The following is a 15,650-nucleotide window of genomic DNA, read 5'->3' on the forward strand; positions in this document are numbered from 1 at the left end:
TGCAAGAGTAGTCTGCCTGCGGGACAAAGATAGCTTTTTTGCCCGAATGGGTTTGCAGGAGCCCTGCAAAATGCGCTAATTTTGTCTGAAACGTAAATCTGACCGCTTATGCTTAAATCGAGACTTTGTATCGCTTTTTTCGCTTTTGCCGTGGGGTGCGCCCCTGCGCAGAAGCCGCTTACCGACTATGTGAACCCCATGCTGGGGACGGCGACGCTGTGGGACAGCGTCGACCTGGGATTCAAACCCACCAAACGGACATGGGGCGCCGAGGTCTTCCCCGGATCGTCGCTGCCCAACGCCATGGTGCAGGTCAGCCCCGTCACCAAGTTCCACAGCGGTGCGGGGTACCAGTATGAAGATTCCGTGATCTACGGCTTTACGCACACCAACAAGGGGCACTGGAACCTTTGCCATATTCCCCTGCTGCCTGTGACGGGGACGCCCACGCCGGGTGACTACTGCTCGCCGTTCAGCCACGAGCGCGAGTCGGCCGCCCCGGGGTATTACCAGGTATTCCTCGACCGTTACGGCGTCGATGCACAGCTCAGCTCGACGCTGCGCTGTGCATTCCATAAATATACCTATCCCGCGGGTGCCGCGCCCGCCGTGCTGGCAGACCTGCAGCGTTCGAACGAGCATGTGCGTGCGTGGGATATCCGCAAGGAGGGCGACAACGTGTTCGCCGGCTGGCAGCAGACCGGCGAGAAGATGTATTTCTACGCCGTGGCGAACCGTCCCGTGACCGGGATAGAGCCCGTCGTCGAGGGCGACCGCGAGGTGCGCATCGTGCGTTTCGGCGAGGGTGACGGGGCACTGGAGCTCCGGATCGGGTTCTCGTTCGTGAGCGAGAAGAACGCCCGCGAGAACCTCGAGGCCGAGATGCTCGGCAAGAGCTTCGCCGAGGTGCGCTCCGAGGCTACGGCGACGTGGAACGACCTGTTGGGGCGGATCCGCGTCGAAGGCGGCACGGAGCGGGAAAAGGGGCTGTTCTATTCGAGCCTCTACCGTTCGTTCCTCTGGCCGGCGCTGCGCAGCGACGTGAACGGTGAGTTCACCGATGTCGACGGAAAGGTCATCAATCCCGGTTTCCGTTACTATACGGGCCCGTCGTATTGGGACGACTACCGCAATAAGCTGATCCTGCTGGGGATGCTGGCTCCCGATGTGGCGGCCGACGTCATCAGCTCCGATGTCGACAAGGGCGAGAAACGGGGCGGGTTCATGCCCACGTTCTTCCACGGCGACCACGCTTCGGCGTTCGTGGCCGGGACATACCTGCGCGGCAACCGCGGCTTCGACGTCAACCGTGCCTACAACCTCGTGCTGCGCAACGCTACGGTACAGGGCCCGAGCCGCCCCTGGCTCGACGAGTATGTCGCCAAGGGGTACATTTCGGAAATGGACGTCGAGAACCCCGTGACGTGGACGGTCTGCAAGGCCGCCGTCACCAAGACGCTGGAGTACAGCTACGACGACTATGCGGTCGCCCTGCTGGCCGATGCGCTGGGCGATAAGGAGAACCGCGACATGCTGATGAAGCGCACGTCGAACTACAAGAACCTCTTCGACCCCTCGACGGGGCTGATGCGCGGGCGCCTCGAAAACGGCGAGTGGATCACGCCCTTCGACGACCAGTATCCCTACTATGAATATATGTACCGCGAGGCGAATGCCTGGCAGCAGGCGTTCTTCGCACCGCACGATACCGAGGGGTTGATCGGCCTCTTCCCGAGCCGCGAGGCGTTCGGCGAACAGCTGGACAAACTCTTCTCGATTCCGTGGAAAGGATACGAAGTGGACAACCTCTCGTGCTTCATCGGCCAGTACTGCCACGGCAACCAGCCCGACCACAGTTTCCCGTACCTCTATTATTTCATCGGTCGCCAGGAGCGTTCGCAGGAGTTGTTGGATTACATTCTCGACCGCTTCTACGGTATGGGGCCGGAAGGGCTGGCGCTGTGCGGTATGGACGATGCGGGCGAGATGTCGTCGTGGTACGTGTTCAATGCCATCGGCCTTTACACCTATTCGCCGGCCGACCCCGAATATATCGTGACCGTGCCGCTGTTCGACAAGGTGCAGGTCGCGCTGGGCGACGGCAACCGCTGGACGATCCGCCACGACGGTCAGGGGCGTAAGATCACGGGCATCACCTGCGGCGGCAAGCCCGTCGACGGTTGGTTCGTGTCGCACGATGCGCTGAACAAGGGCGAACTGGTGATTTCGACCTCCGAAGAATAACGGCGCAGGGGTGCGGGGGTAACCCCGCGCCCTTCGCCTACCTCGGACGGGAGTTTCGGATGCCGGCCGGAAGGTGCCGGAAGATACCTGGGCCGGGAAGGTGCAGCCGGGTGTCCGGGCCCGGGAGGATCGTTGCATGAAGCGGCGGCAGGGGTATTCCTGCCGCCGCTTCATGTCGTTTCTATGGGGTTGGGGCGTTGCTGGGGTTTGGCGGGGAGCCCGGCTGCTGCTCCGGCCGTGCGGGTCAGGATTTTTCAGCCCGGCTGAGGATGGCAGGGCTTTGTACGTGCACGCCGAATTGGGCGGCTTTGGCGAGTATGCGCCGCGCCAGTGCGGCTTTCTTCGCGTCGGGTGCATAGCGGAAATAGGCTTCCGCCGCGCGGACGTGCTCGGCGTCGACGAGCGGGAATTCGCGCGTTTCGGGGATGCCGAATGCCGAATCGGGAAGTTCGTGCCGCTCTGCAGCGGTGAGGCGGTCGTCGGTGTGTGTGGCCATGGTTTTTCCTGTTTTGGTTTTATGCGTGGATACGCAAATTCCCGGCCAGCGTGTCTGCCCCCCCCCACCTGCGGCGGGATTCGCGGTTTACCCGATGATCGTGGCGACGATGCGGCGGCCTGGGGCGCGGTTGCGGAACTCGCAGAGATAAATCCCCTGCCAGGTGCCGAGGTTGAGCCTGCCGCGGGTGACGGGAACGGTGAGTTCGACGCCCGTGAGCGTCGATTTGGCATGTGCGGGCATGTCGTCGTCGCCTTCGAGCGTATGGGTGTAGTAGACCTCGCGTTCGCCTACCAGCCGGTCGAAGATCGCCCCGAGGTCGTTACGCACGTCGGGGTCGGCGTTTTCGTTGATCGAAAGCCCTGCGGAGGTGTGCTTGACAAAGAGGTGTACCAGTCCGGCGTCGGGCAGCGGCGGGAGGTGGGACAGCACCTCGTCCGTAACCAGGTGGAACCCGCGGCTGCGAGGCGTGAGGGTGAATTCTGCTTGCTGAACCATGGTGGAATATTGATGTACGTGTGCAAAGGTACGAAAAATTGCGGGCCGCCGTGTCCCGGGAACGGGTATATGTTGCCGCCGGGGTCGGGCATGGTGCGGCAGCGGGAGATTATGCATCGAAATATTGGAAAATCCGGTATTTATTTTGATCTTCGTAGCACTAAATGCCGCTATCATGTCCGCTATCCTGAATTTCCTGTTCCCGGGGAAACCCCGGGATTCCCGCAGCTCGTGGCTGTTGCTTGCTGCGCGTGTCGTTTTCGGCCTGCTGCTGATGTCGCACGGCATCGCCAAGTTGCAGAACTTCGAGGCGCTCTCGGCGACGTTCCCCGATCCGCTGGGTGTCGGGAGCCGGATGTCGCTCGTGCTGGCCGTTTTCGGGGAGGTCGTCTGCGCGGCCGGGTGTGTGGCCGGGTTACTCTACCGGCTGGCGCTCATCCCGATGATCTTTACGATGTGTGTGGCTTTCTTTGCGGTACACGGCGGCGATCCCTTTGCCGCACGTGAGCCGGCGCTGGTTTACCTGGTTGTCTTCGTCCTGATGTACGCAGCCGGCCCCGGGCGCTACGCCGTCGATACGCTCATTGCACAACGGATCCGTGCGCCGAAGCGTTAGCCCCGGTTCTTGCCGAGGGTGGGGAGGATAGTAGGGGTGTCGTGAACCCGTTTCGTCCCCGGCTTCCGGCCAGGCGGCCGCCGCATGGAAACGATGAAGGCAGATGCCTTTTATCATCTGCCCTCAGCTTTTTGCGGTCATAGACCTTTTTCGACTTGTGTACCCGGCTGAAATTGACCGGGCGGTCGTGATTCCCGATCTCGGCCTCACGGCTTGCCCTGCGGTTGGCCTTGAGGTAATCACGCAGTCCGTTCGTCTTTGTTTTCATCACTACATCGGTTTTACGGGGGCAAAGATAATCGGAATATTTTAAGGGGGAGCGCCCTGAGGCTAATTTCCCGCTCCGGTGCCGTATTATGCCTGCTGCAGGTCGGCGAACCAATAGGAATAGCTCTTTTCCGACCCGTCGTCAAGGCGGATGCGGTAACTTCGGCGCAAAGGCGTGCCGAGCCGGAACGGGACGGGGGTGCGGAAGATCGGCCCGTCGTAGCAGAATGTGTGGTATTCGCCGTTTTCGCCGTTGGGATCGACGCCCGCAGGCAGCGAGGCGATGAATGCGGGGTCTATCTCGCGCCCGACGGCGTCGGCGTCAAGGCTGTCGGCCATCGTGGTGACGATGACCGTCCTGAGCCCCGAGACAAGGAAGTCGTGCATCACGTCGCCGGAGGATTTTCCCCAGAGCGGTTCCGCGATCCCGATGCCATGGGGTGCGAGTTTCTGCTCGCGGTATTTGCGTACGTCGTGCAGGAAGATGTCCCCGAAGATGAAACAGGTTACGCCCTGCGCCTTGAAATGCTCCACGGCACGGGACATGGCAGCCCCGTAGTCCTCCATATTGCCTTTCGGGCTGAGGTCGACGATGTGCAGGGGGATGCCGATACTGTCGGCCTGTGCCTGCAGCAGGGCGGTCGGGATGCCGTGCATGGTCGAACGGTGCGTGTCTCGGTTTACGGTCGTCAGCAATGCGACGATTTCGTATTTGCCCGACTGCATCGCCCGCAGCAGGGCATGGGCGGAGTCCTTGCCGCCGCTCCAGTTGAAAACCGCCTTTATCCGTTCCATGTCACATGTCCGGCGTTGTGGAAGAATCCGCAGACGAGGGTCAGGTATTCGGGCAATTTGCCGTCCGTGCCCCATTTCAGGTCGATGCCGAAGAGCTCGGCGGTAGTTTTGCCGATGTCGAATCCGCAGGCTTCGAGCGACGGGCGCACCAGTTCGGGGTGTCGGCAGGGCTTTCCGTCGGGACGTGTGCAGGTGCCTTCGGGGCAGTGGAGGCATGTCCCGACGTAGGCGAACGATAGGCCGCCGTACTGCCGTTCCATCCCGAGCAATTGCTGTTCGAGGCGTCTGCGTTCGGGCAGGATCAGCCGTCCGGCTTCCGAAAAGGGGAGCCCCTGCTTTTGCGGAACGATTTTCGTGACGGTGAGCAGTGCCGTGGCGTAGCCGGAAAGGTACCTCCCGACGCTGAATCCGAAAGGGGGGCATCCCCAGCTGCGCCCGTAATTGGGGCAGGCGAGGCAGTAGCCCCCGATCCGTTCGGCATCGCGGAAACGGGCGATGTAATCGGCAGCGGGAAGTTCCGCCGAAAAATCCCGGGCCGTATATGGAAGCGAAATATCCACGTGGTAAAAATAGCGGTTTTACCGTGCCGTGGTGCCGGTTTGTGAAAATAATCCGGATTTCCGGACAATTTTTCGGAATAATCCGCTATATTTGCTTCAGATTTGGTTCTCCGCTCCCCGTCGCGGGAGGGTGTGAAAAGGGAATCGGGTGTAAATCCCGGACAGTCCCGCTGCTGTGAAGCCCCGTGACGTTCCGAATATCTCAGCCACTGCCCCGCGGGGCGGGAAGGCTTCGGGACAGGGGTCAGTCAGAAGACCTGCCAGATCGATTCGTTGTCGGAAAGCCCCGCGGACTGGGCGTCTGGTTTCGGTCGTATGATGCTTTGGGATTTTATGCAATCGGCGTTTTGCAGGGATTACTGTCCTGTTTTTCGATGCAAGGTTCAGGCGCGCGGCCGGGCGGAACCCGGACGTATTCCTGCAAGCCGTGCGGCGGAAATTTTGAGAATTGACAAACCGGAAAGGCATGGTAATATGGAACACGATGCTGTAATGAATTTTGGGATGCGGCCATGTCTTTTGTAAATAACGATGGTTATGAATATCGTACTGTATGGAGTATCGGCGGAAATCGCCGGGAAAATCGCCGGGAAATACGGCCTCAAACTGATAAGTACACCCGATAAGTTCCAGCCTTCGGGAACCGTGGTGCTGGTGCCGCCGATGGGCACCCCGCGGCAGTTGCTCGCCTTCTACAATGCCATGCTGCGCCATGAGGACGACGTCGATGCGGTGATCGTCTGCGGTATCGAATCCTGCGAGGCGGCCAGCACGGTGCAGTATTGCACGCCCCCGGGGAAATTCTTCTCGCTGGGCGGTGACCTCGAACCCGAAGAACTGGAGTCGGAGTTGTACGTGATCCTCGATTCCCTGTTTGCGGAAGGCAACCAGATCAATTTCTAAGTCCCGGGGGCAGGTATCGCCGCAGTTGCGGTGCACCGTTCCCGGCCGGCATAATCCGGGATTATATCCTCCCGTGCGCGGGCGGAACTGTTGCGTATTTCTGCGTGCCGGGCCGTTTGGGGTATGGGTGTCCTGAGGTCGGTGCGGGGCGCCGCATGGGGTTATACCCGCGTGCAGCGTCGTGCGACCGCGGTGCCCGGCATGTCTGCTGTGGGCATTATTTTCATGATGCCAGAATTTTATTTCCCCACACAGTGCTTTGAAAAGATGTGTTTGAGCACCTCTTCGGAGGCTAACGCATTGCGTCCCGTGACACTGCCGACATGGTGGATGACCTGGCGGATTTCTTCGCTCAGCAGGTCGGTCTGAAGGCCGCTGCCGAGCCCGTCGAGGGCCCGGCGGAGCGCATCGCCTGCGGCCGTGAGGGCTTCGTAATGGCGGTTGTTCGAAACGATTGCGTCGCCGTGGTAGAGGGCTTCCGTATCTACAAAGGAGCGCAATATCCGGCGCAGGCGGTCTATGCCGTCGCCGTTGCGGGCCGAAATGCCGATCGTGCCTTCGGGCAGGGGGCTGTCCGGTGCCGTATCCGTTTTATTTACCAGCACCAGCAGTTTCTGGTCGGCGCGGAGCGGGAATTCCGGGGCAACGGGCGCACCTGCGGCAAGGCGTGCCGCATCGGTCATGTAAATCACGATCTGCGCCCGCTCGATGCTCGACATCGTGCGCTGGATGCCCATCTGTTCCAGCCGGTCGTCCGTTGCGCGGATACCCGCCGTGTCGAGGAACCGGAAGACGACCCCGTCGATGTTGATCCGCTCCTCGATGACGTCGCGCGTCGTGCCGGCGATGTCGGAAACCAGGACGCGCTCTTCGTTGAGCAGGCGGTTGAGCAGTGTGCTCTTGCCGACGTTCGGGGCTCCCGTGATCGCTACGGCGACCCCCTCCTTGATGGCATTCCCAAGCGTGAACGAATTGCGCAGGGCGTCGATATGCGCCCCGATCCGCTGCATCGCCTCCCGCAGTTGCGCGCGGTCGGCGAATTCGACCTCTTCTTCCGAAAAGTCGAGTTCCAGTTCGAGGAGCGCAGTGAGTTCCAGCAGCTTTGCGCACAGTCCTTCCAGCGCGTCGGAATAACCTCCCCGCATCTGGTTCGCGGCGAGCGCATGGGCCGCGCGCGACGATGAAGCGATGATGTCGGCCACGGCCTCGGCCTGTGATAGGTCTAACTTGCCGGCGAGGTAGGCGCGGATGGTGAATTCACCCGGCCCGGCCATGCGGGCGCCGGAGACGGTGAGCAGCCGCAGGATCTCGGAAACGATGTATTGCGATCCGTGGCAGGATATCTCGGCGGCATCCTCGCCGGTATAGGAGCGGGGTGCACGGAATACCGTGACCAGCACGTCGTCCAATACGCGGCCCTCGTCCACGATTTCCCCGTAGTGTACCGTGTAGCCTGCTGCTGCGGCCAGCGGTTCCCGGCCGCGGAAGATACGGTCGCAGATGCGCAACGCCTCCTCCCCGCTGATGCGGATGACGGCTAATGCCCCTCCTGCGGCAGTTGCCGGGGCGGCGATGGTATCGTGATCCCGGATCATGTTATCTTCCTTCGATGCGGATTCGCTGTCCCAGACGGAGTTTATGGGCGTTTTTGATGCCGTTCCAGCGCATCAGCTGCGCTGTGGTCACGCGGTAGCGGCGGGCGATGGCGCCCAGCGTATCGCCCTTCTTGACCACGTAGACCGTACCCGAGCGTTCCTGGCGTTTCTTGTCGATGTTCGCCGGGTTGATGTACTCCTTGAGGTAGGCCGAGTCTTTGGCGAAGATCGCAGGTTCGTTGGCGATGTATTGCGTGATGTTGCGCTGCGGCAGCACGAGCGTATAGGGCTTGGTCGTGGCCGGGATGATATCGAGTTTGTATTGCGGGTTGAGCTGCCGCAGGGTCTCGATCGGGATGTCGATCGTCGAGGCGATCTGCCCGAGGTGCATCAGCCGGTCGATGCGGATGGTATCCGTGGCCAGCGGGATCGGGGCTTCGGTGAGTTCGATGCCGTGCTGGCGGTGATAGGCATAGGCGTACGAGGCGCCGATGAATGCGGGGACGTAGCCGCGCGTTTCGCGGGGCAGGTAGTCGTAGATGTCCCAGAATGTGCGCCCGTTGCCGCCGGAGCGGGCTATTGCCTTGTTGACGTTGCCCGGGCCGCAGTTGTAGGCGGCGATGGCCAGCGACCAGTCGTTATAGATGGCATAGAGGTCTTTCAGGTAGCGGCAGGCGGCCTGTGTCGAACGGACAGGGTCGCGGCGTTCGTCGACCAGCGAGTTGACTTCCAGTCCGTAGCTTTTGCCCGTCGAGGGCATGAACTGCCACAGGCCTACGGCGCCCATCGGCGACACGGCCGTGGTGGAAAGCGCCGATTCGATGATCGGCAGTGCCCGCAGTTCGACGGGGAGCCCCTCCTTGAGCAGTTCGTCCTCGATGAGCGGGAAATAGTACTGCGACATGCCCAGGATGCGGCTGATCGTGCCGTAGCGCGAATCGGTGTAGCGGTTGATATAACCCCGTACGATGTTGTTGTAAGGCAACTGGATCGGCGAAACGAGCGCCCGCAGCCGCTGGATGTAGACCGAATCGGGAGTCGTGCTTTCGGCCGTGCTGTCGACCAGGATGTAGTTGTCGAAAAATTCCTGGTAGGAATCCCCGCATTGCCGTTCGCGCCACACGGCGACCAGCGAATCGGCCTGTTCTGCCGAAAGTCCGAGCGTCATGTCGTCGTACTGCACCTCGGCGGGGTCGGGAAGTTCGGGCTCCTCCGGCTCGGGAGCGGCTTGCTGCTCGGCCACGGGGGCGGTCGGGGGCGTTACGACGGCTTCGGTCTTGTTTTTCTTCTTGTCTTTTTTGCGGGGGCGGCGGTCGAGTGCCGAGGCCGGGACGGCGACTGCCAGTAGCAGCAGTATGGTCAGGAGGGTTCTCATCGGTTAGAATTTGATGCTCATGTTGAAGCCGAATACCGGGCGGTTGCCGCCGAGCGAGGGCACGTAGGTGTAGTCGACCATCGGTTCGAGGTTCATCGTCAGGTCGTCCGAGATGTCGTAGTCCTTGAGGTGGGCGTCGACGTGGGCATCGACGATCTGCAATACGTACAGGCCCGCGGAGATGATGATGCACAGGTCGCGGTTGCGCCGGAAGTTATTGCGCAGGTTGCGGATATAATCCGCCGAATAGCGGCCGTGGAATTCGTCGGTGGGGCCGTCCGGATATTTATCGGGGTTTTGTTCGTAGTCGCTCAGCAGCCTGTAGGCCTTCTTGAAACGCTGGTAGCCGCGGTTGTTCCAGTCGATGCAGTAGATCATCGCCGCGAAACCGCCGACCACGAAGGGGACTTTCCAGTAACTTTTGTTGTAGATCTGCCCCGCGCCGGGGAAGATGCAGGCCAGCGTCGTGGCCTTCTTGACGTTCGACACATCGTTGGTCGAGTAGTTTACCGCCGCATCGCCGATGAAATAGATGTACGAGGCGACGGTCAACCCCAGGTAGACCTGGCGGCGGGTGTTGCTGCGGATCATCTTGGCCTGCAGTGCGTCCAGTTCGGGCGTACGCGTGAGGTTTTTGTCGGTATAGGCGTCATACTCGCGCTTGAGCGGCTTGTATGTCCTGTTTTCGTTGATGTAGAGCGCCAGCCCCGCTCCCACCGTACCGTAGAGTATGGGCAGCTTCCAGTATTGTTTGTTGTATATCTGTCCGTAGCCGGGCAGAACGGTCGAGATCCAGCAGACCTTCGAAAGCGACATCGAGTCACTCATGAGCCAGCCTTTCTTGTGCCGCATGGAATCCGGTTCGGTCTTGATGCCGGCCAGCCTGAGCTGCATGAGCGAGTCCGTGGCGCGGATGTCGTCCGTGCGCAATGCCGTCACGGCGAGCGAATCGGCCGTGAAGTCCAGTGCCATGAGCGAGTCGAGTTCGCGCGCGAGGGCGTTGTTGGCCAGCGAATCGCTCTTGTGGCGCAGCGAATCCGGCTTGACGAACATGCCGCCGCGTACGATGGTGCGCGCCCCGCGGTGGAGCTGTGCCTCGGCGGGGAGCCACAACATGAGCGCCGCGAGCATCGGCAGCAGGTGTCTGAACCGGATACTTCCCATATTATTTAATGCGTCCCGAAAACCGTTCGATGAACTGTTCGATATCCTTGTCGTCGCCGAACCCGATGACGATGCGTCCGCCGCCGTTCTTCGAGCGCTTGATGCTGATGTCCTGCGAGAAGAACTTTTCGAGTTGCTCCACCAGCCGCGAATAGCTTTCGGGATACTCCTCGTCCTCCACATTCTGTGCCGCTGCGGCCGGTTGTTCGGTGAGCGAGCGTACCAGCTCCTCGGCCTGGCGTACCGAAAGGCCTTTCTTGATGATGCGTTTGAGCACGCGTACCTGCACCCCGTCGGGGGCGCCGGCGATGGCTTTGGCGTGCCCCATCGAGATGAGCCCCTCCTTGAGCGCCAGCTGCACCTCGTCGGGCAGCTTGAGCAGCCGCATGTAGTTCGAGATGGTCGAGCGTTTCTTGCCCACCTTTTCCGAGAGGGCGTCCTGCGTCAGGTTGCACTCGTCGATCAGGCGCTGCATTCCGAGCGCGATCTCTATGGCATTGAGATCCTGACGCTGGATGTTCTCCACCAGGGCCATGGCGTGCAGGTTCTCGTCGTCCACCTCGCGGATATAGGCCGGGAGGCTCGTCAGGTCGGCGCGCTGCGCCGCACGCCAGCGGCGTTCACCGCTGATGATGATATATTTTCCGTCGCCGGATTTCTTGACCGTGATGGGCTGGATGACCCCCAGCTGGCGGATCGAGTCGGCCAGTTCGTCGAGCGCCTCCTCGTCGAACTGCGTACGCGGCTGCGTGGGGTTGGGAATGATCTCCGTGATGTCGATCTCGGACATCTGGCTCATCGGCTTGAGCTTGGCGTCGACGGCGTCGGTGCCGAATATGGCGTCCAGTCCGCGCCCTAATCCCTTCGGTTGTTTCATTTCGGTATGTTATTTTCTCGGTTTGCGGTTGCGCTTGAGGAATTCCCGGGCCAGCGTGAGATAGTTCTCCGAGCCGACGGCGCCCGCGTCGTAAAGCATGACGGGCTTTCCGTGCGAGGGTGCTTCTCCCAAACGGATATTGCGCTGAATTATTGTGTCGTAAGCCAACGGCCCGAAATGTTCGCGCACCTCGTTCACGACCTGGTTGTTCAGGCGGTTGCGCATATACATCGTCAGCAGGAAACCCTCGATGTCGAGCGCCGGGTTGAGGCCGCTCTTGACCTTGCGGATGGTGTTCAGCAGCTTCGAAAGCCCTTCGAGGGCGAGGTATTCGCACTGCACGGGAATGAGCACCGTGTCGGCGGCCGTGAGGATATTGACGGTGGTATAACCCAGCGAAGGGGAGCAGTCGATGAAAATGTAGTCGAACCTTTCGCGCACGGCGTCCACGATGCGCTTCATCACATGGTGGGCGTCCTCCAGCTTGGGCAGCTCGGTGTCGGCTGCTACCAGGTCTATCGACGACGGCAGCAGCCACAGGTTCTTCACGTCGGGGCTTTGCAGGATAACCTCCTCGGGCTTCCTGAGGCCGGCGATACACTCGTAGATGCCTTCGAGGTTTATGTCGAAGCCCAGTCCGGAGGTGGCGTTGGCCTGCGGGTCGGCGTCGAGCAGCAGCACCTTCTTGCCCAGTAGGGCCAGCGATGCCGCGAGGTTGATGGCCGTTGTGGTCTTGCCCACGCCGCCTTTCTGATTCGCTAAAGCGATAACCTTTGCCATGTTTCAATCGGGTTTATAATCGGGCAAATTTAATGATTTAAAATGGAAATCCATAACCGTAACCGAAATTTGCTTATCTTTTCGGAAAATGGGCTGCGCCCCTGCCGGAGCAAATAAATTTGCTTTTGCCCTTGACTTGCACTATCTTTGGACTCGGAACGAATTGATAGTAACAGCCTATTATGACAGAAAAAAAACAGGGGGCTCCCGTTCGGGAACCCATGCCCGCCGGAGAGCCTGCGAAGGCGGCGGGCAATAAGGCGGACAATAATAAGATATGGCACTACAACGGAAAATTCCCCGTGGTGGTGGACTACCTGGTTTTCTTCGGCATCTTCCTGCTGGCGCAGGGCCTGGGAACTGCCGTGGCATGGCTGGCGGGGTGCAAATGGCCCGATCCGGAGCTGCTGGCCAGCCCCGACGAGGCGATAAGCACGGCGGAGCAGATCGCCGCCGGGCATTTCAATGCCGTGACCTATTTCGTGTCGATGTCCGTGACGCTCGCGGGATTCCTCTTCTACCGCAGGCGGAGGCACGGCCCTGCGGTCGTGGCGCGTTTCTCCCGGCGCGGGCTGAATCCCGTGCTGCTGCTCTGGGGGGTGTTCTTCATGCTCTCGACCTCGGTCGTGCTGGAGCCGTTGCTGAGCCTGATGCCCGAGGTGCCGAACGTCTACGGGCGCGGGGCGTGGGCGATCGTGACGGTCGTGGTGATGGCCCCGCTTTTCGAGGAGGTGATCTTCCGCGGCGTGCTGCTCGAATCGACGCGCGCACGGTACGGCGTGGTGGCCGCATGGCTGCTCTCGTCGGCCATCTTCGGCATCGTGCATGTCCATCCCACAGTGGTGGTGAACGCCTTTGTCATGGGCCTGGTGCTGGCCTTCATCTATCTGCGCACCGATTCGCTCTGGTCTGCGATCATACTCCATGCGGTCAACAACGGCATTGCCTACCTGGCGCTGATTGCCGGGCACGGTAATTCCATGCTCATCGACATGGTCGGTAGCCGGACGCTCTACGTGCTGTTGTATATCGCGGCGCTGGCCGTCTTCGCCGTTTCGGGTTACATGATGCTCGTGTCGCTGCGCCGTCTGAAGGCCGAGGAGAAAAATCGCGGCGCGGCGTAATAATCTCGGCAGAGGCTGCGTTAGTTACGAGTAAAAACAGTATCTTTGTCCTCCGGATTATGACTTTGCGAACGAAAATAGCGGTCGTGGCGGCTACGTTGTTCCTGGCCGGTTGCCAGGAACTGCCCGGCTATTTTGCCAGCGATACCACACTGGCGCGGGCGGGCGGCAGCGAACTGAAGATGCGCGATGTCGAGTCGGTAGTCCCGAAGGGGGTTACGGGCGAGGACAGCGCGGCCTTCATGAAGGTCTATGTCGACCGCTGGGTGCGCAAACAGCTCAAATTGCAGGAGGCCGAGATCCTTTTTTCCGCTTCGGCGGACGATATCGACAAGATGGTCGAGGAGTACCGGCAGGCGCTGCTGATCCGCAAGCTGGATCAGCATTACGTCGACCGCAGCATCGACACGACCTTCACGGAGAACGAGATCGCGGCCTATTACAACGCGCACAAGGCCGATTTCCGGCTCGACCGTACGTTGGTCAAGGGACGGATCGTGCAGTTCGGCGAAGGGTACCGCCAGGCGCGCAAATTGCGGGAGCTGATGGGGGCGAAGAGCGAAGCCCGGCAGCAGGATTTCCGGGACATATGCGCGAAGAACGACTTTACGGTTACCGATTTCAGCGATCAGTGGGTGGATTTCCCGGAATTCCTGAGTTTCCTGCCCACGCTCCGGTCGCAGAACTACGACCCGGTGCTCGCAACGACGGCCGTGCAGGAGATGCGCGACAGCCATTCGCACTACTATTTCCAGATCGACGCCGTGCGCCGCGAGGGGGAGCCCATCCCGCTCGAACGGCTGCGGGGGACGATCCGCCGCATCCTCTTCAACCAGCGCCAGAGCGAGATCATCCGCAGCCACGAGGAGGAACTCTATAACCGTGCGTGCGAAGGCGGGAGCATAAAGATTTTCGAAAACGAGAATACAAACGATAAAGAAAAAGAATAATGTTGAAAAAAGGTATGCTGGGGGCGGCTTTCGCCCTGCTCGTTGCCGGGGCGTTCGCGCAGAAGCAGCAGGTGATGCTCGACAAGGTGGTCGCCGTCGTAGGGTCTTCGTCCATCCTCCATTCCGAAGTGGCGGAGTATGCCCGGCAGCTCACGGCCCAGCGCCGTGCCGAAGGATATACCTCCGACCGTGACCCGATGAACGAGGCGCTCGAGGCACTGATGACCCAGAAGCTGCTCTTCAACCAGGCGCAGATCGACTCGGTGAAGATCAATGCGGGCGACATCGCCACGCATGTGGAACAGCAGATTCAGAATATGATCGAAACCGAGGGGTCGATCCCGAAGCTCGAGGCCAAGCACCACATGGCCATTTTCAGCATCCGCGAGAACATGCGCCAGCGCTATGAGGAGCAGTCGTATGCCTCTTCCATGCAGAGCGAGGTTGTGAGCAAGGTGTCGGTCATTCCCGGCGAGGTCGAGCGTTTCTACAAGTCGATCGACAAGGACAGCCTGCCGACCGTGGCCGAACAATATGTCTACGCCCAGATCACCCGTTTCCCCAAGTCGATCACCGAGGCCAAGCAGCGCACGCGCGAGCGCCTGCTCGACATGCGCGAACGGATCATTACCGGCAAGGCGAAATTCGAGAACCTGGCACGCATGTATTCGCAGGATCCCGGGACGATGATGCGCGGCGGCGAGATGGATCCCACCGAGCTCAACGGACTGGAAGCACCGTTCGCCGACGCCCTCGAGAACATGAAGCCGGGGCAGATATCGGAGGTCGTCGAGACCCGCTACGGACAGCATATCATCCAGTTGCTCGACAAGCGCGGCAGCCTCTACCATTTCCGCCATATCCTGCTGCGCCCGGTCTATACGATGGACGAGCTCAACGAAGGGGTCGTGTTCCTGGACAGCATCGCCAACCAGATACGCAAGGATTCCCTCTCGTTCGACAAGGCCGCCCTCCAGTTCTCCGACGACGCCACGTCGAAGATGAACGGCGGTATCGTCTCGAACCACGACATCCTGGAGCGTTTCAATGCCTTCGAGGCGAAGCTCACCGTGACGAAGTTCCTGCGTGAGGATTTCGCGCACTTCGGTGCACTGGACGACTACAATGCCTTGATCCGCCTCAAACCGGGCGAGATTTCGCCTGCATTCCTGACCGAGGACATCATGGGCAACCAGCTGGCCAAGATCGTCAAGCTCGTGGAGATCATTCCCACGCATGTCGCATCGCTCAACGAAGACTACCTCCGGCTGGAGGAGATGGCGCTCAATGCCAAGCAGGAGCGGGTGTTCAAGGAGTGGCTGACCAAGAAGATCGACGCCATGTACGTTTACATCGACCCCGAATTCCGCGACGGGGAGTTCGAGAACAAAAGTTGGGTGAAATAA

Annotated in this window: 15 protein-coding genes and 1 riboswitch; of the genes, 6 read left to right on the forward strand and 9 right to left on the reverse strand. The window is 60.5% G+C overall.

Annotated features, from left to right (window positions below; genetic code table 11):
• Positions 1–108: 108 nt before the first annotated feature.
• A complete protein-coding gene (locus NQ559_RS09690) occupies positions 109–2,244 on the forward strand; it encodes a GH92 family glycosyl hydrolase (protein WP_018694735.1) in 2,136 nt (711 codons plus the stop codon).
• A 244-nt stretch (positions 2,245–2,488) separates the two neighbouring features.
• Here NQ559_RS09690 and NQ559_RS09695 read toward each other — a convergent pair whose 3' ends face one another.
• Together NQ559_RS09695 and NQ559_RS09700 are read right to left on the reverse strand one after the other, a co-directional pair.
• Entirely contained in the window at positions 2,489–2,740 is a 252-nt protein-coding gene (locus NQ559_RS09695; protein WP_018694736.1) for a DUF6582 domain-containing protein, read from the reverse strand.
• Between the two features lie 87 nt (positions 2,741–2,827).
• Positions 2,828–3,238: a secondary thiamine-phosphate synthase enzyme YjbQ gene (locus tag NQ559_RS09700; protein ID WP_018694737.1), complete on the reverse strand. Its 411-nt coding sequence runs from the start codon at positions 3,236–3,238 to the stop codon at positions 2,828–2,830.
• Between the two features lie 175 nt (positions 3,239–3,413).
• On the opposite strand from NQ559_RS09700, the gene NQ559_RS09705 reads away from it, so the two are divergent.
• The gene (locus NQ559_RS09705; protein WP_026318169.1) at positions 3,414–3,854 is read left to right on the forward strand and encodes a DoxX family protein; all 441 of its coding nucleotides are present in this window, start codon (positions 3,414–3,416) and stop codon (positions 3,852–3,854) included.
• Positions 3,855–4,208: 354 nt separating this feature from the next.
• Here NQ559_RS09705 and NQ559_RS09710 read toward each other — a convergent pair whose 3' ends face one another.
• Both NQ559_RS09710 and NQ559_RS09715 read right to left on the reverse strand, forming a co-directional pair.
• The gene (locus NQ559_RS09710) at positions 4,209–4,916 is read right to left on the reverse strand and encodes a Dph6-related ATP pyrophosphatase (RefSeq protein ID WP_018694740.1); all 708 of its coding nucleotides are present in this window, start codon (positions 4,914–4,916) and stop codon (positions 4,209–4,211) included.
• Complete coding sequence (locus NQ559_RS09715; RefSeq protein ID WP_018694741.1) at positions 4,904–5,476, reverse strand: DUF2284 domain-containing protein; 573 nt, start codon at positions 5,474–5,476, stop codon at positions 4,904–4,906. The genes NQ559_RS09710 and NQ559_RS09715 overlap by 13 nt, the downstream gene beginning before the upstream one ends.
• Before the next feature lie 86 nt (positions 5,477–5,562).
• Positions 5,563–5,755, forward strand: a riboswitch (cobalamin riboswitch).
• Positions 5,756–6,013: 258 nt separating this feature from the next.
• On the opposite strand from NQ559_RS09715, the gene NQ559_RS09720 reads away from it, so the two are divergent.
• Positions 6,014–6,379, forward strand: a complete 366-nt coding sequence (locus NQ559_RS09720) for a hypothetical protein (RefSeq protein ID WP_018694742.1) — start codon at positions 6,014–6,016, stop codon at positions 6,377–6,379.
• Between the two features lie 239 nt (positions 6,380–6,618).
• On the opposite strand, the gene mnmE is transcribed toward NQ559_RS09720, so the two are convergent.
• The 5 genes from mnmE to NQ559_RS09745 are packed head-to-tail and all read right to left on the reverse strand — an operon-like array spanning position 6,619 to position 12,170.
• Positions 6,619–7,974, reverse strand: a complete 1,356-nt coding sequence (gene mnmE, locus NQ559_RS09725; RefSeq protein WP_018694743.1) for a tRNA uridine-5-carboxymethylaminomethyl(34) synthesis GTPase MnmE — start codon at positions 7,972–7,974, stop codon at positions 6,619–6,621.
• A gap of 1 nt (position 7,975) precedes the next feature.
• Entirely contained in the window at positions 7,976–9,349 is a 1,374-nt protein-coding gene (locus NQ559_RS09730) for a lytic transglycosylase domain-containing protein (RefSeq protein ID WP_018694744.1), read from the reverse strand.
• A 3-nt stretch (positions 9,350–9,352) separates the two neighbouring features.
• Positions 9,353–10,513, reverse strand: a complete 1,161-nt coding sequence (locus NQ559_RS09735) for a DUF5683 domain-containing protein (RefSeq protein ID WP_018694745.1) — start codon at positions 10,511–10,513, stop codon at positions 9,353–9,355.
• A gap of 1 nt (position 10,514) precedes the next feature.
• Complete coding sequence (locus tag NQ559_RS09740; protein WP_018694746.1) at positions 10,515–11,390, reverse strand: ParB/RepB/Spo0J family partition protein; 876 nt, start codon at positions 11,388–11,390, stop codon at positions 10,515–10,517.
• 9 nt (positions 11,391–11,399) lie between these two features.
• Positions 11,400–12,170 carry a ParA family protein gene (locus tag NQ559_RS09745; protein WP_018694747.1) on the reverse strand — a complete coding sequence of 257 codons (771 nt, stop codon included), beginning with the start codon at positions 12,168–12,170 and terminating at the stop codon, positions 11,400–11,402.
• A gap of 182 nt (positions 12,171–12,352) precedes the next feature.
• Here NQ559_RS09745 and NQ559_RS09750 point away from each other — a divergent pair, with 182 nt between their 5' ends.
• Genes NQ559_RS09750 through NQ559_RS09760 form a run of 3 tightly spaced genes read left to right on the forward strand, consistent with a single transcriptional unit; the run spans position 12,353 to position 15,650 of the window.
• On the forward strand, positions 12,353–13,294 hold the full coding sequence (locus tag NQ559_RS09750) for a CPBP family intramembrane glutamic endopeptidase (protein ID WP_196012304.1): 942 nt from the start codon (positions 12,353–12,355) through the stop codon (positions 13,292–13,294).
• A gap of 59 nt (positions 13,295–13,353) precedes the next feature.
• The gene (locus tag NQ559_RS09755; RefSeq protein WP_026318171.1) at positions 13,354–14,244 is read left to right on the forward strand and encodes a hypothetical protein; all 891 of its coding nucleotides are present in this window, start codon (positions 13,354–13,356) and stop codon (positions 14,242–14,244) included.
• Positions 14,244–15,650, forward strand: a complete 1,407-nt coding sequence (locus NQ559_RS09760; protein WP_018694750.1) for a peptidylprolyl isomerase — start codon at positions 14,244–14,246, stop codon at positions 15,648–15,650. The genes NQ559_RS09755 and NQ559_RS09760 overlap by 1 nt, the downstream gene beginning before the upstream one ends.

The sequence above is a fragment of the Alistipes onderdonkii genome, assembly GCF_025145285.1.
Lineage (GTDB): Bacteria > Bacteroidota > Bacteroidia > Bacteroidales > Rikenellaceae > Alistipes > Alistipes onderdonkii.

Excerpts from the sequence above, each read along its gene's own strand:
- NQ559_RS09745 (WP_018694747.1), bottom strand. The coding sequence starts at position 12,170 with ATGGCAAAGGTTATCGCTTTAGCGAATCAGAAAGGCGGCGTGGGCAAG.
- NQ559_RS09760 (WP_018694750.1), top strand. The coding sequence starts at position 14,244 with ATGTTGAAAAAAGGTATGCTGGGGGCGGCTTTCGCCCTGCTCGTTGCC.
- NQ559_RS09705 (WP_026318169.1), top strand. The coding sequence starts at position 3,414 with ATGTCCGCTATCCTGAATTTCCTGTTCCCGGGGAAACCCCGGGATTCC.
- NQ559_RS09710 (WP_018694740.1), bottom strand. The coding sequence starts at position 4,916 with ATGGAACGGATAAAGGCGGTTTTCAACTGGAGCGGCGGCAAGGACTCC.
- NQ559_RS09700 (WP_018694737.1), bottom strand. The coding sequence starts at position 3,238 with ATGGTTCAGCAAGCAGAATTCACCCTCACGCCTCGCAGCCGCGGGTTC.
- NQ559_RS09720 (WP_018694742.1), top strand. The coding sequence starts at position 6,014 with ATGAATATCGTACTGTATGGAGTATCGGCGGAAATCGCCGGGAAAATC.
- NQ559_RS09750 (WP_196012304.1), top strand. The coding sequence starts at position 12,353 with ATGACAGAAAAAAAACAGGGGGCTCCCGTTCGGGAACCCATGCCCGCC.
- NQ559_RS09735 (WP_018694745.1), bottom strand. The coding sequence starts at position 10,513 with ATGGGAAGTATCCGGTTCAGACACCTGCTGCCGATGCTCGCGGCGCTC.
- NQ559_RS09755 (WP_026318171.1), top strand. The coding sequence starts at position 13,354 with ATGACTTTGCGAACGAAAATAGCGGTCGTGGCGGCTACGTTGTTCCTG.
- NQ559_RS09690 (WP_018694735.1), top strand. The coding sequence starts at position 109 with ATGCTTAAATCGAGACTTTGTATCGCTTTTTTCGCTTTTGCCGTGGGG.
- NQ559_RS09740 (WP_018694746.1), bottom strand. The coding sequence starts at position 11,390 with ATGAAACAACCGAAGGGATTAGGGCGCGGACTGGACGCCATATTCGGC.
- NQ559_RS09730 (WP_018694744.1), bottom strand. The coding sequence starts at position 9,349 with ATGAGAACCCTCCTGACCATACTGCTGCTACTGGCAGTCGCCGTCCCG.
- NQ559_RS09695 (WP_018694736.1), bottom strand. The coding sequence starts at position 2,740 with ATGGCCACACACACCGACGACCGCCTCACCGCTGCAGAGCGGCACGAA.
- mnmE (WP_018694743.1), bottom strand. The coding sequence starts at position 7,974 with ATGATCCGGGATCACGATACCATCGCCGCCCCGGCAACTGCCGCAGGA.